The sequence below is a fragment of the Pantoea sp. S62 genome (assembly GCF_016658625.1).
GTDB classification, from domain to species: domain Bacteria; phylum Pseudomonadota; class Gammaproteobacteria; order Enterobacterales; family Enterobacteriaceae; genus Pantoea; species Pantoea vagans.
On sequence record NZ_JACVVI010000027.1, the window covers coordinates 17,523 to 31,312 of the forward strand.

Annotated in this window: 11 protein-coding genes and 4 tRNA genes; 1 reads left to right on the forward strand and 14 read right to left on the reverse strand. The window is 51.5% G+C overall.

Features of this window, described 5'->3' with window-relative positions:
- Nucleotides 1-63: 63 nt before the first annotated feature.
- The 12 genes from rpoB to IBT54_RS23860 form a co-directional block, all read right to left on the reverse strand.
- Nucleotides 64-4,092: a DNA-directed RNA polymerase subunit beta gene (rpoB, locus tag IBT54_RS23805; RefSeq protein ID WP_013359733.1), complete on the reverse strand. Its 4,029-nt coding sequence runs from the start codon at nt 4,090-4,092 to the stop codon at nt 64-66.
- Between the two features lie 329 nt (nt 4,093-4,421).
- Nucleotides 4,422-4,784, reverse strand: coding sequence for a 50S ribosomal protein L7/L12 (gene rplL, locus IBT54_RS23810; protein ID WP_009092660.1), 363 nt, complete (start codon nt 4,782-4,784; stop codon nt 4,422-4,424).
- A 65-nt stretch (nt 4,785-4,849) separates the two neighbouring features.
- A complete protein-coding gene (gene rplJ / locus IBT54_RS23815) occupies nt 4,850-5,347 on the reverse strand; it encodes a 50S ribosomal protein L10 (RefSeq protein ID WP_003848098.1) in 498 nt (165 codons plus the stop codon).
- A gap of 365 nt (nt 5,348-5,712) precedes the next feature.
- A complete protein-coding gene (gene rplA, locus IBT54_RS23820; RefSeq protein WP_010261038.1) occupies nt 5,713-6,417 on the reverse strand; it encodes a 50S ribosomal protein L1 in 705 nt (234 codons plus the stop codon).
- Between the two features lie 3 nt (nt 6,418-6,420).
- A complete protein-coding gene (gene rplK, locus IBT54_RS23825; RefSeq protein ID WP_006121495.1) occupies nt 6,421-6,849 on the reverse strand; it encodes a 50S ribosomal protein L11 in 429 nt (142 codons plus the stop codon).
- 147 nt (nt 6,850-6,996) lie between these two features.
- On the reverse strand, nt 6,997-7,542 hold the full coding sequence (nusG, locus tag IBT54_RS23830; RefSeq protein WP_013359732.1) for a transcription termination/antitermination protein NusG: 546 nt from the start codon (nt 7,540-7,542) through the stop codon (nt 6,997-6,999).
- A 1-nt stretch (nt 7,543) separates the two neighbouring features.
- Nucleotides 7,544-7,927 carry a preprotein translocase subunit SecE gene (gene secE, locus IBT54_RS23835; RefSeq protein WP_013359731.1) on the reverse strand — a complete coding sequence of 128 codons (384 nt, stop codon included), beginning with the start codon at nt 7,925-7,927 and terminating at the stop codon, nt 7,544-7,546.
- Between the two features lie 231 nt (nt 7,928-8,158).
- A complete protein-coding gene (tuf, locus tag IBT54_RS23840) occupies nt 8,159-9,343 on the reverse strand; it encodes an elongation factor Tu (RefSeq protein WP_013359730.1) in 1,185 nt (394 codons plus the stop codon).
- Between the two features lie 108 nt (nt 9,344-9,451).
- Nucleotides 9,452-9,527: transfer RNA gene (locus tag IBT54_RS23845), tRNA-Thr, on the reverse strand.
- A 5-nt stretch (nt 9,528-9,532) separates the two neighbouring features.
- Nucleotides 9,533-9,607, reverse strand: a tRNA-Gly gene (locus tag IBT54_RS23850).
- 190 nt (nt 9,608-9,797) lie between these two features.
- A tRNA-Tyr gene (locus IBT54_RS23855) sits at nt 9,798-9,882 on the reverse strand.
- Nucleotides 9,883-9,890: 8 nt separating this feature from the next.
- Nucleotides 9,891-9,966: transfer RNA gene (locus IBT54_RS23860), tRNA-Thr, on the reverse strand.
- Between the two features lie 767 nt (nt 9,967-10,733).
- Here IBT54_RS23860 and coaA point away from each other — a divergent pair.
- Complete coding sequence (coaA, locus tag IBT54_RS23865) at nt 10,734-11,681, forward strand: type I pantothenate kinase (protein ID WP_033784445.1); 948 nt, start codon at nt 10,734-10,736, stop codon at nt 11,679-11,681.
- Nucleotides 11,682-11,723: 42 nt separating this feature from the next.
- Here coaA and birA read toward each other — a convergent pair whose 3' ends face one another.
- Entirely contained in the window at nt 11,724-12,683 is a 960-nt protein-coding gene (birA, locus tag IBT54_RS23870; protein WP_033784444.1) for a bifunctional biotin--[acetyl-CoA-carboxylase] ligase/biotin operon repressor BirA, read from the reverse strand.
- The gene (murB, locus tag IBT54_RS23875) at nt 12,680-13,717 is read right to left on the reverse strand and encodes a UDP-N-acetylmuramate dehydrogenase (RefSeq protein ID WP_201253214.1); all 1,038 of its coding nucleotides are present in this window, start codon (nt 13,715-13,717) and stop codon (nt 12,680-12,682) included. Before murB ends, birA begins: the two co-directional genes overlap by 4 nt.
- Nucleotides 13,718-13,790: the final 73 nt, after the last annotated feature.

A 13,790-nucleotide genomic window follows, 5' to 3' on the forward strand; every position in this document is an offset into this window, starting at 1 on the left:
ACAATTGCGAGCGCTTTAAACCCTGCGCTTTCAGGCGGCGGCAAGCCGCAGCCTGAAAAGGGGTTACTCGTCTTCCAGCTCGATGTTGATACCCAGCGAGCGAATCTCTTTCAACAGTACGTTGAAGGATTCCGGCATGCCCGGTTCCATCTGATGGTTACCGTCAACGATGTTTTTATACATCTTGGTACGGCCGTTGACGTCATCAGACTTAACGGTAAGCATTTCCTGCAGGGTATACGCGGCACCATATGCTTCCAGTGCCCATACTTCCATCTCACCAAAGCGCTGACCACCGAACTGCGCCTTACCACCCAGCGGCTGCTGAGTAACCAGGCTATAGGAACCGGTAGAACGTGCATGCATCTTGTCATCAACCAGGTGGTTAAGTTTCAGCATGTACATGTAGCCAACGGTTACCTGACGTTCGAACTGCTCACCGGTACGGCCGTCAAACAGGGTAATCTGACCGGAAGAAGGCAGGCCGCCGAGCTGCAGCAGCTCTTTGATCTCGCTCTCTTTCGCGCCATCAAACACCGGCGTGGCGATTGGCATACCTTTCTTCAGGTTCTCAGCCAGACGCAGTACTTCGTCATCAGAGAAGGTGTTCAGATCAACACGCTGACGCAGATCGGTACCCAGGTCATAGGCGCGCTGGATGAATTCGCGCAGTTTCGCGACTTCTTCCTGCTTCTTCAGCATGGCGTTGATTTTCTCGCCGATACCTTTCGCTGCCATACCCAGGTGCGTTTCCAGAATCTGACCGATGTTCATACGCGATGGTACGCCCAGCGGGTTCAGAACGATGTCAACCGGCGTGCCGTTTTCATCGTAAGGCATATCTTCGATCGGGTTGATCTTGGAGATAACACCTTTGTTACCGTGACGGCCTGCCATTTTGTCACCCGGCTGAATCTGACGCTTAACAGCCAGATAAACCTTAACGATTTTCAGCACGCCTGGTGCCAGATCATCGCCCTGGGTGATCTTACGACGCTTACCTTCGAGTTTTTTCTCAAACTCGTGCTTCAGTTCGTCGTACTGCTCTGCCAGCTGCTCCAGCTGGTTTTGCTTGGCTTCGTCAGTCAGACCCAGTTCCAGCCAGCGCTCGCGCGGCAGCTTGTCCAGTTTGTCTGCTTCAACGCCACCCGAAATCAGTACGTTCTGGATACGGCTGAACAGGCCCGCTTCCAGGATCTGCAGTTCTTCAGACAGGTCTTTTTTGGCCTGCTTCAGCTGCATCTCTTCGATTTCAAGCGCACGTTTGTCTTTTTCCACGCCATCGCGGGTAAAGACCTGAACGTCGATCACGGTACCTGACACGCCATTCGGCACGCGCAGTGACGAATCTTTCACGTCAGAGGCTTTTTCACCGAAGATAGCGCGCAGCAGTTTTTCTTCTGGCGTCAGCTGGGTTTCACCTTTAGGCGTTACCTTACCAACCAGAATGTCGCCACCGGTCACTTCAGCACCGATGTAGACGATGCCTGACTCATCCAGTTTAGAGAGTGCAGCTTCACCCACGTTCGGGATATCAGCAGTGATCTCTTCCGGCCCTAGTTTGGTGTCACGCGACACGCAAGCCAGTTCCTGAATGTGGATAGTCGTAAAGCGATCTTCCTGAACCACGCGCTCGGAGACCAGGATGGAGTCTTCGAAGTTGTAGCCGTTCCACGGCATGAACGCCACGCGCATGTTCTGGCCCAGAGCCAGTTCACCCAGATCGGTGGACGGGCCATCTGCCAGCACGTCGCCGCGCTCAACCGGCTCACCCAGAGAAACACATGGCATCTGGTTGATGCAGGTGTTCTGGTTAGAACGGGTATATTTGGTCAGGTTGTAAATGTCGATACCGGCTTCGCCAGCATGCATTTCGTCTTCGTTAACTTTGATAACGATACGTGATGCGTCAACGTACTGTACGGTACCGCCACGTTTCGCCACGGCTGTTACACCGGAGTCAACGGCAACAGCACGTTCCATACCGGTACCAACCAGCGGCTTATCAGCACGCAGAGTCGGAACGGCCTGACGTTGCATGTTCGCACCCATCAGGGCGCGGTTGGCGTCATCGTGTTCCAGGAACGGGATCAGGGATGCACCGACAGAAACCACCTGCTGGGTGGAAACGTCCATGTAGTCAACCTGATCGCGGCTGAACAGACTCGATTCGCCTTTGCTACGGCAGGTGACCAGGTCATCAACAAACGCGCCGTTGTCATCCAGAGGGGCGTTCGCCTGAGCGATAACGTAGTTACCCTCTTCGATAGCAGAGAGGTAGTGAATCTCGTCAGAAACCAGACCGTCGATAACACGGCGATAAGGTGTTTCAAGGAAACCGTACTCATTGGTCTGTGCATAGACAGACAAGGAGTTGATCAGACCGATGTTCGGACCTTCAGGGGTTTCGATTGGGCAGACACGACCGTAGTGCGTTGGGTGTACGTCACGCACTTCGAAGCCGGCACGCTCACGCGTCAAACCACCCGGGCCGAGAGCAGAGATACGACGTTTGTGCGTAATCTCTGACAGCGGGTTGTTCTGATCCATAAACTGAGAAAGCTGGCTTGAACCAAAGAACTCTTTCACCGCAGCCGAAATAGGCTTCGCGTTGATCATGTCCTGTGGCATCAGCGTATCAAGGTCGCCCAGAGACAGACGCTCTTTAACCGCACGCTCAACACGGACCAGACCAACACGGAACTGGTTCTCAGCCATTTCACCCACTGAACGAATACGACGGTTACCGAGGTGGTCGATATCGTCCACTTCGCCTTTACCGTTACGGATGTCGATCAGTTTCTTCATCACTTCGATGATGTCATCTTTGCTCAGGATGCCTGAACCTTCGATTTCATCACGCAGCAATGAGCGGTTGAACTTCATACGACCGACCGCAGAAAGATCGTAACGATCTTCTGAGAAGAACAGGTTCTCAAACAGGTTCTCTGCAGCTTCGCGTGTTGGCGGCTCACCAGGACGCATCATGCGATAGATCTCAACCAGTGCGCTCAGGCGATCGCTGGTTGGGTCGACACGCAGGGTCTCGGACATATATGGACCGTGGTCCAGATCGTTGGTGAACAGCGTTTCGATGCGCTTGTGACCGGACTGGCTCAGTTTAGCCAGCAGATCCAGTGACAGTTCCATGTTCGCTGCAACAATCAGCTCACCGGTGCTCTCATCGATGTAATCTTTAGCGACCACTTTGCCCGCGATATATTCAACCGGGACTTCGATGTGCTGAATGCCATCTTTTTCCAGCTGACGAATATGGCGTGCAGTAATGCGGCGACCTTTTTCGACGTAGACGGTGCCGTTCGCTTCGATATCGAAGGTAGCGGTTTCACCGCGCAGGCGCTCAGGCACCAGCTCCATCTGCAGCTTGTTGTCACGGATTTCAAACACCACTTTCTCGAAGAAGATATCGAGGATCTGAGGTGTAGTGAACTGTAACGCGCGCAGGATGATAGTGGCCGGCAGCTTACGACGACGGTCAATACGGACAAACAGGTTATCTTTCGGGTCAAACTCAAAGTCGAGCCATGAACCGCGGTAAGGGATGATACGTGCGTTGTACAGCACTTTACCCGATGAGTGGGTTTTACCCTTATCGCTATCAAAGAACACGCCGGGACTACGGTGCAGCTGAGAAACGATAACGCGCTCGGTACCATTAATAACAAAGGTACCGTTGTCGGTCATGAGCGGAATCTCGCCCATGTAGACTTCTTGTTCTTTAATGTCTTTTACGGTGCCTTCTGGCGCTTCGCGCTCATAGATCACCAGACGCAGTTTCACGCGCAGCGGTGCCGAATAGGTCACGCCACGGATCTGACACTCTTTCACGTCAAAGACAGGTTCACCCAGGCGGTAGCTGACATACTGCAACTCAGAGTTGCCGCTGTAGCTCGCAATAGGGAATACAGAGCGGAATGCAGCTTCCAGTCCGTACTGACCTTCTGGATCTTGCTCGATAAACTTCTGGAACGAGTCGAGCTGGATGGAAAGGAGATAAGGTATGTCCAGTACTTGCGGACGTTTACCAAAATCCTTACGAATACGTTTTTTCTCGGTATAGGAGTAAACCATAGGGTTCCTCAGCTAGCTGACAAGTCGACCCACGCTGTCCGTCCTGACAGGACAGTTCATGCAACACGATTTTGTTTGATTCACTGGCTGCGCGGCAGCAGTGCAATACCTCTTTCTATCACGCTTAAATCATTTCATCGCTTTTGTGAAGGCAGGGAACCCGCACAGGAAAGCGGTATATTAAGTCGTCGATAGAGAAAGATATTGAAGAGCAACAATGGACAAACAGTGTGAAACCCCATTGAGACCCTGTAGCGCAAAAAGGCTGGTGACCAAAAAGTCACCAGCCATCAGTCTGAAACTACTCAGACTGCAACCCGAAGGCTGTCTTACTTAACTTCAACTTCAGCGCCAGCTTCTTTCAGAGCAGCTTCAAGTGCAGCTGCGTCATCTTTGCTGATGCCTTCTTTGATTACGCCAGTTGCTTCAACCAGGTCTTTGGCTTCTTTCAGGCCCAGACCAGTTGCAGTACGTACGGCTTTGATGACTGCTACTTTGTTCGCGCCAACAGCTTTCAGTACGACGTCGAATTCAGTTTTTTCTTCAACAGCTTCAGCCGGGCCCGCAGCAACAGCTACAGCAGCAGCAGCAGAAACGCCGAATTTTTCTTCCATAGCAGAAACCAGCTCAACAACTTCCATTACGGACATCGCTGCAACAGCTTCCAGAATTTGGTCTTTAGTGATAGACATGACAATTGTTCCTAAGAATCAGAAAAAGTTTATACGTAAGCAGGTACGAAGAAAAGAATAAGGCCTTAAGCCGCTTCTTTTGCATCGCGTACGGCAGCCAGAGTGCGGACCAGTTTGCCGGCAGCGGCTTCTTTCATGGTCGACATCAGACGTGCCAGTGCTTCTTCGTAGGTCGGCAGCGTTGCCAGACGGTCAATATTGGCCGCCGTGATCAGCTCACCTTCAAAGGCTGCAGCTTTGACCTCAAATTTTGCATTCGCTTTCGCGAAATCTTTGAACAGACGAGCAGCAGCGCCCGGGTGTTCCATAGAATATGCAATCAGGGTCGGACCAACAAACGTGTCTTTCAGGCACTCAAACTGAGTACCTTCAACGACGCGGCGCAGCAGGGTGTTACGAACAACACGCATGTAAACGCCAGCTTCACGGCCTGCTTTACGCAGTTCGGTCATTTTATCAACGGTAACGCCACGGGAATCCGCAACAACCGCTGAAAGCGCACCTTTGGCTACTTCGCTGACTTCAGCAACAATCGCTTGTTTGTCTTGAAGATTTAATGCCATTAGCTTTTGCTCCTGGATTTGACCGGGAAAGGATTTCCCCGGAACTCACTTCACTTACTCACCCCGAGGGGTAATAAGCGCTCGAACACGGTGAGCAGAATCCAGCTAAGAAAATATTCTTTTGGTTCTGTCACCGTCTACGCAGGGGATTAAGCGGAATATCCGGAGATAAACAGCGCCTGCGGTCTTGGACGGAGGCCAGGATAAGGCCTGGCTCCAACCTAAATTCTGTGCGACGCAGCAGAGTCAGAGGGAATGGCGATAAACGCAACAGTCGGTTCTGGCTCTCTGGTGTCCCGTTCTGCTAATAACAGAACAACGGGCGTAAGATTCTAGGTGAATTTTTCGCCCGTTTCAAGCAGCAATTAGTTTGCTGTTGCGTTCAGACCAGCCTGGTCAACGGCAACGCCGGCACCCATGGTGGTTGAAAGGCTGACTTTCTTGATGTACACGCCTTTGGCCTGTGATGGTTTAGCTTTTTTCAGCGCAACCAGCAGGGATTCCAGGTTTTCTTTCAGTTTGTCAGCGTCAAAGTCCACTTTACCGATGGTAGTGTGGATGATGCCGTTTTTGTCGTTACGATAACGAACCTGACCGGCTTTAGCGTTCTTAACCGCTTCAGCAACGTTAGGGGTTACAGTACCGACTTTCGGGTTTGGCATCAGGCCACGTGGACCCAGAATCTGGCCCAGCTGGCCAACAACGCGCATTGCATCCGGAGAAGCAATAACAACGTCAAAATTCATTTCGCCTTTCTTGATCTGATCAGCCAGGTCTTCCATGCCTACCAGCTCTGCGCCAGCTGCTTTAGCAGCTTCAGCGTTAGCGCCCTGGGCGAAGACAGCAACACGTACTGAACGACCAGTACCGTGTGGCAGAACGGTCGCGCCGCGAACGTTCTGATCAGATTTACGTGCATCAATGCCGAGGTTGACAGCAACGTCAACGCTTTCAACGAACTTGGCAGTTGCCAGTTCTTTCAGCAGAGCAACAGCTTCAGCAATGTCATACTGCTTGGTCGCGTCAACTTTGTCGCGAATTACGGTCATGCGCTTGGTCAGCTTAGCCATTTCTTAGTCCTCTACTACCAGGCCCATGGAACGAGCAGTACCTTCGATTGAGCGAGTCATCGCTTCAACGTCAGAACCAGTCATGTCCGCAGCTTTGGTTTCTGCGATTTCACGTACCTGAGCACGAGTCACTTTACCGACTTTATCTTTGTTCGGCTTACCAGAACCAGACTTGATGCCCGCTGCTTTTTTCAGCAGTACGGCAGCCGGCGGCGTTTTGGTAATGAAGGTGAAAGAACGGTCGCTGTATACGGTGATAACAACAGGAGTCGGCAGACCTTTTTCCAGAGATTCGGTCTTCGCGTTGAACGCTTTACAGAATTCCATGATGTTAACACCCTGCTGACCCAGAGCTGGACCAACCGGTGGACTTGGGTTCGCCATACCAGCTGCAACCTGCAGCTTGACGTAGGCTTGGACTTTCTTAGCCATGATATTTCCTCAATTGGGTTATAGCGCCTGTAAAGGCTCCCCGTGATAACGATTTATACGCTGTTGCCAGCGCATAAAAACAAAAGGCGCGAAATTGTAGTTAAATTTCGCGCCTGCTGCAACAGCTAATTTGTGAGCGGAAAGAGGTTAACCTTTCTCCACCTGACCGAAGTCGAGCTCAACCGGTGTTGCACGACCAAAGATGGAAACGGATACCGTCAGGCGGCTCTTCTCGTAATCCACATCTTCAACCACACCGTTAAAGTCAGCGAACGGACCGTCATTAACACGAACCATTTCACCTGGTTCAAACAGCGTTTTAGGACGAGGCTTGTCGCCGACCTGCTGCAGACGATTCATGATCGCATCAACTTCTTTATCACTGATAGGTGCAGGACGGTCAGAGGTACCGCCGATGAAACCCATCACGCGCGGGACGCTGCGTACTAAATGCCAGCTGGCGTCATTCATCACCATCTGAACCAGTACGTATCCCGGGAAAAACTTGCGCTCGCTCTTACGACGCTGGCCACCACGGATTTCAACGACTTCTTCAGTCGGAACCATGACTTCACCAAACAGCTCTTCCATGTTGTGCAATTTGATATGCTCGCGCAGCGATTGGGCTACGCGGCCTTCAAAACCGGAAAACGCCTGTACGACGTACCAGCGTTTCTTTGGAGCTTCAGACATCTCAGAACCTCAGGCCAGTGATAAACGATACCAGACGGACCAGAATACCATCCAGCCCCCACAAAATCAGTGACATCACGGCAGTAACCGCGGCAACGATTAACGTGGTGTGCAGCGTTTCCTGGCGGGTTGGCCAGATAACCTTACGCATTTCTGTTCTTGCTTCACGAGCAAAAGCCACGGTCGCTTTGCCTTTGGTCGTTAAAAGCGCAATGCCGCCAGCCGCTGCAATCAGTACAACTACGGCTAATGCACGCAGTGGCAGTGACACATCACGATAGAGGTAGTTACCTACAATCGCTGCAAGCAGCAGTAATACAACACCTACCCACTTTACCGCTTCCAGGCCACGCCCGCTCCCTTGAGCTTCGGTATTCGCACTCATAAACCAACCTGCCACAATAATTCAGAAACTATTCTGCCCCGCAGTGCGAGGCGTCCAAACCGAATGAGCTTTTGGGGCGTAACTCGGTATCCAACGCCGCATAACAGAGCCTGTCTCAGCAATGATTATGATTCAAAAAATCACTGATGAGCCAGGTTCTATGAAACAGCGTGCAAAAAGGGCATCAAATGATGCCCTTTCCGTGTGCATTGCGTCAAACGTTATCGGTAATTATGCGATAACTTTAGCAACAACACCCGCGCCAACGGTACGGCCACCTTCGCGGATTGCGAAGCGCAGACCTTCGTCCATTGCGATTGGGTGGATCAGGGTAACAACCATTTTGATGTTGTCGCCTGGCATGACCATTTCAACGCCTTCTGGCAGCTCTACTGAGCCGGTTACGTCAGTTGTACGGAAGTAGAACTGTGGACGATAGCCTTTAAAGAACGGAGTATGGCGGCCACCTTCGTCTTTAGACAGAACGTAAACTTCTGACTCGAACTGGGTGTGCGGCTTGATTGAGCCTGGCTTAGCCAGAACCTGGCCACGCTGGATGTCTTCACGCTTGATACCGCGCAGCAGAACACCACAGTTTTCGCCTGCCTGACCCTGGTCCAGCAGCTTACGGAACATCTCAACACCGGTACAGGTTGATTTCGCAGTATCTTTGATACCCACGATTTCAACTTCGTCGCCGACTTTAACGATGCCGCGCTCAACACGACCGGTAACAACAGTACCACGGCCAGAGATTGAGAATACGTCTTCAATTGGCAGCAGGAACGGCATGTCGATCGCACGGACTGGATCCGGGATGTAGTTGTCCAGGTGTTCAGCCAGTTCGATGATTTTCGCTTCCCACTCAGGAACGCCTTCCAGCGCTTTCAGAGCAGAACCACGAACGATTGGAGTGTCGTCGCCTGGGAAGTCGTACTGTGACAGCAGGTCACGAACTTCCATCTCGACCAGTTCCAGCAGCTCTTCATCATCAACCATGTCGCACTTGTTCAGGAACACGATGATGTAAGGAACGCCAACCTGACGACCCAGCAGGATGTGCTCACGGGTCTGTGGCATCGGGCCATCAGTCGCAGCAACAACCAGGATCGCGCCGTCCATCTGCGCAGCACCGGTGATCATGTTTTTCACATAGTCGGCGTGGCCTGGGCAGTCAACGTGAGCGTAGTGACGTGCAGCAGTCTCATACTCAACGTGAGCGGTGTTGATGGTGATACCGCGGGCTTTTTCTTCAGGCGTGCTGTCGATCTGGTCGAACGCACGAGCCTGGCCGCCGTTGGTTTTAGCCAGTACGGTAGTGATAGCTGCAGTCAGGGTGGTTTTACCGTGGTCAACGTGACCGATGGTGCCCACGTTTACGTGCAGTTTGTTACGTTGAAATTGCTCTTTAGCCATCGCTAGTCCCTCTAAGACACGGATATATCAATGATATCATCACATTAACCAGGCAATGCCTGACTGCAAGGAAGTTACAGAGAAAATCAGGAGGGAGATTAAAGGAAGTGGTGCTGATACCCAGAGTCGAACTGGGGACCTCACCCTTACCAAGGGTGCGCTCTACCAACTGAGCCATATCAGCACATCTGGAGCGGGCAGCGGGAATCGAACCCGCATCATCAGCTTGGAAGGCTGAGGTAATAGCCATTATACGATGCCCGCATCCTGGAACTCGGCTACCTGTTCTTTCTGTAGCTTGCAGATAACAGTGAATGCTTCTCTGCTATCTACTGTCTGCCAGCGAAGCTGACCGACGTTGACTTCGCTAACGCTCAGTCTGAATTCAGGGTGATAAGTGACTCACCTGACAGATAAACAGGCCGTTTATCTGTACTCAACCGCGAGGCTGAGATGGTGGTGGGAGAAGGATTCGAACCTTCGAAGTCTGTGACGGCAGATTTACAGTCTGCTCCCTTTGGCCGCTCGGGAATCCCACCTACTTGATTGGTGCCGGCTACCGGAATCGAACTGGTGACCTACTGATTACAAGTCAGTTGCTCTACCAACTGAGCTAAGCCGGCATCAAGTGGAGCGCATTCTAGGAAGGTCGGGCCCTGGATGCAACTAAAAAATCGCATATTTTTTTCTATCGCTTACTATTTGTGCAAATCATCGCATTTTAACGTTTTTATGCAGATTATTTGTGCAATCTGGCTCTGTTTTCACAGGATCAGACTAAAGCGCGCCACCATCTTAACTCCCTCTGCCCTTCTCTTTTATGCGAATAAAATGAGTGGCCAGCACCCTTTTTTTTACGTCGGGGTGCTGAATGAGGTTTTTTTGCCCCTGGCTGAACCCTTTTTTCTCATGGAGCGGCGCACTTCTATCGAAAGCAGGGGCATATTGTCATGCGCATTCTTTCTCACTATCACGATTTGCGCTGAAGGAAGCGTTTAAAATGTCTTTGTACTGTTTGTTTTTTTGCGAAAGGTTGCGCGTGACATGTATTAGCCTCACTGCAAGCGTCTTATTACGCCGTTCAGCCAATCAGGCACAGCGATGACCGTATAAGCAGATTAAACGTCGCACATTACCTGTGCCGGCCTGCAATATCATAAATAACGATAAAGCAGTAAAAATTAAAGGCACTGCAACGTTTTGTGGGTATGCCGACGAAAGCGCGATCGCGTTTATCTTTTTACTTCTGTTAAAAGCCATACTGGTGATACCCTCCAGCCCATTGTTCTCACTGATAAACCAGCGATTCGTGATTCACTTCACCCGTGCTGTCCTGCTTATCGGCTAATACGCGGTTGATAGTAATGAATTTGCGGTCAGATGCATGCTTATGGATAAAACAACCCCCCTGACAACGCCTTATCTGGAGTTCACTCGTGAGCAGTGGGCTGCATTACGTGATTCTGTACCTATGACGCTGTCAGAGGAAGAGATCGCGCAGCTCAAGGGCATCAACGAAGATCTTTCGCTGGAGGAAGTCGCAGAAATTTATCTGCCACTTTCGCGTCTGCTTAATTTCTATATCAGCTCTAACGTTCGTCGGCAGGCTGTACTGGAGCAATTTCTGGGCACCAATAGCCAGAAAATCCCCTATATCATCAGTATCGCGGGGAGCGTCGCGGTCGGTAAAAGTACGACTGCGCGTGTACTGCAGGCGTTGCTCAGTCGCTGGCCTGAACATCGTAAAGTGGAATTGATCACGACGGATGGCTTCCTTCACCCTAATGCCGTGCTGAAAGAGCGTGGCTTAATGAAGAAAAAAGGCTTCCCGCAATCTTATGATATGCACCGGCTGGTCAATTTCGTCTCCGATTTAAAATCCGGCGCCAGTCAGGTGACCGCCCCGGTCTATTCGCACCTGATTTATGATGTCATCCCTGATGGCGATAAAGTGATACAGCAGCCAGATATTCTTATTCTGGAAGGTCTGAACGTATTACAGAGCGGCATGGACTATCCCCATGACCCTCATCATGTCTTTGTTTCGGACTTCGTTGACTTCTCTATCTATGTAGATGCAGAGGAAGACCTTCTGCAAAGCTGGTATATCAATCGATTCCTGAAATTCCGTCAGGGTGCCTTTACCGATCCAGACTCCTACTTCCACCATTACGCCCAGCTCTCAGAGGCAGAAGCGGTTGAGATAGCAGGTAATCTATGGAAAGAGATTAACTGGCTTAACCTGCAGGAAAATATCCTGCCGACACGTGAAAGGGCCAGCCTGATCATGACCAAAAGTGGCGATCATGCGGTCGATAAGGTGCGCCTGCGTAAATAACAGCGGTCATAAAAAAGCCTGCATTAGTGCAGGCTTTTTTGATCAGACAGGACGCAGTGATATTTCCCCGCCCACCCAGGCTTTTATTTCACCATCCTGCTCCAGTAATAAACCACCCTGGCTGTCGACACCCCGTGCAATACCATGCACTTCACGTTCGCCGATGAGCAACTTAACGGGCCGGTTAATAAAATTGTCCAGTGCCGCCCAGCGCGAGATGAAGGCAGTTAATCCCTCCTGCTCAAACAGCGGCAGGGCCTCGCGCAGGCTGTTGATCAGACGGGCTGCCAGCTCATTGCGGTTCACGCTTACTCCGGCCTCCTGCAGGTTAATCCAGCCCTGATTAATCTGTGAAGCATCCGCTGTCCGCATCGCCAGGTTGATGCCAGCTCCCATCACGATCTGCGCAGCATCACCGGTTTTACCGGTCAGTTCGACCAGAATACCTGCCAGTTTCCGATCGTTCAGGTAAATATCATTGGGCCACTTTACCCGGACATCATCGGCCCCGAGTGCACGTAATGTTTCAGCCATGACAATGCCAATGACCAGGCTAAGACCCATCGCCGCAGCCGGACCCTGCTCAAGACGCCAGTACATGGACATGTAGAGGTTGGCACCAAAAGGAGAGAACCATTGACGACCACGACGGCCACGACCTGCCTGCTGATATTCAGCGATACAGGCGGTGCCAGAGGGCATGTCATGCATGCGTTCCAGCAGATACTGATTTGTGGAATCAATCACCGGGATAATCGAGACATTGCCCTGCTTCACCTGTGACAGAATCGCCTGCTCATCCAGCAGCTGTATCGGGGCAGAGAGACTGTAGCCTTTCCCTGTCACGGTATAGACGTCCAGACCCCAGCTTTTTAGTGTCTGGATGTGCTTGTTGATGGCGGCACGACTCATGCCCAGAGTGTCGCCCAGCTGCTCGCCAGAATGAAACTCACCATCAGATAAAATATCGACCAGTTTTAGCGGGACACTGTGGTCTTTCATGCGATCACCCCGACAGCATTGCACTCACCCTGCGCCTGAATAAAGCGGACTTCAGGCTCCAGCCAGACATCAAATTTTTCACCCACCCGGGCGCGCACTGTTTTTGCCAGCGCAACGATATCCTCAGGCGTGGCATGGTCAGCGTTAATCAGCACCAGAGCCTGTTGCTGGTGAACGGCGGCGCCTCCAATGCGATACCCTTTCAGCTGACACTGATCGATAAGCCACCCTGCAGCCAGCTTGGTTTCTCCATCTGGCATCAGATAGTGTGGCATAGTGGGAAATTGGGTCAGCAGGGAGCTACACTGCGCCTCAGTGACGACCGGGTTTTTAAAGAAGCTGCCGACATTACCGGTGACTTTCGGATCCGGTAATTTGCTCTGCCGCATCTGGCAAACCGCGTGATAGACATCCCAGGCATTAGCTGTCACCGGGTTAAGCGTTTTCAGATCGCCATAGGTTAATACCGGCTGCCATTGCTTAGGCAGGATCATCCCGACGGCGACGATGACATAGCCTGACTGGTAGCGATGTTTAAAAATGCTGTCACGATAGCCAAACTCACAGGCTTCACGATCGAGGCGTTCTGTCTCACCACTGTGCAGATTAAGTACATCCACATATTCGCAGACATCTTTTAATTCCACACCATAGGCACCAATGTTCTGAATCGGTGCCGAACCCGTCATTCCAGGGATCAACGCCAGGTTTTCCAGGCCAGTGATCCCTTTTTCCAGCGTACTCTTAACCAGCTGATGCCAGTTTTCACCTGCCCCGACATGCAACTTCCAGCACTCAAATTCATCCTGAATTTTGATGCCTTTAATGCGATTCAGCACCACGGTACCGGCAAAATCCTCCATGAAGAGGATGTTACTGCCTTCCCCGAGCACAAGGAAAGGTGTCTGATTACGCTGGCTATCCTGCCATGCGGCCAGAATAGCGGCTGGCGTCTCTGCGACGATGCGTTTTTGTGTGTGTACTTCAAGCCCAAGCGTATTGTCGGCTTTTAAGGAGGGATGCTGGCTGGACATTTGACGGCCTTTACTGAGTTATCTGGCCGTAGTTTACCGTATCAGAGAGGGGTTCTCAGGCTGTTTTCGGAGA

Excerpts from the sequence above, each read along its gene's own strand:
- rplK (WP_006121495.1), bottom strand. The coding sequence starts at position 6,849 with ATGGCTAAGAAAGTCCAAGCCTACGTCAAGCTGCAGGTTGCAGCTGGT.
- rplA (WP_010261038.1), bottom strand. The coding sequence starts at position 6,417 with ATGGCTAAGCTGACCAAGCGCATGACCGTAATTCGCGACAAAGTTGAC.
- rpoB (WP_013359733.1), bottom strand. The coding sequence starts at position 4,092 with ATGGTTTACTCCTATACCGAGAAAAAACGTATTCGTAAGGATTTTGGT.
- birA (WP_033784444.1), bottom strand. The coding sequence starts at position 12,683 with ATGAAAGACCACAGTGTCCCGCTAAAACTGGTCGATATTTTATCTGAT.
- rplL (WP_009092660.1), bottom strand. The coding sequence starts at position 4,784 with ATGTCTATCACTAAAGACCAAATTCTGGAAGCTGTTGCAGCGATGTCC.
- tuf (WP_013359730.1), bottom strand. The coding sequence starts at position 9,343 with ATGGCTAAAGAGCAATTTCAACGTAACAAACTGCACGTAAACGTGGGC.
- secE (WP_013359731.1), bottom strand. The coding sequence starts at position 7,927 with ATGAGTGCGAATACCGAAGCTCAAGGGAGCGGGCGTGGCCTGGAAGCG.
- nusG (WP_013359732.1), bottom strand. The coding sequence starts at position 7,542 with ATGTCTGAAGCTCCAAAGAAACGCTGGTACGTCGTACAGGCGTTTTCC.
- rplJ (WP_003848098.1), bottom strand. The coding sequence starts at position 5,347 with ATGGCATTAAATCTTCAAGACAAACAAGCGATTGTTGCTGAAGTCAGC.
- coaA (WP_033784445.1), top strand. The coding sequence starts at position 10,734 with ATGGATAAAACAACCCCCCTGACAACGCCTTATCTGGAGTTCACTCGT.
- murB (WP_201253214.1), bottom strand. The coding sequence starts at position 13,717 with ATGTCCAGCCAGCATCCCTCCTTAAAAGCCGACAATACGCTTGGGCTT.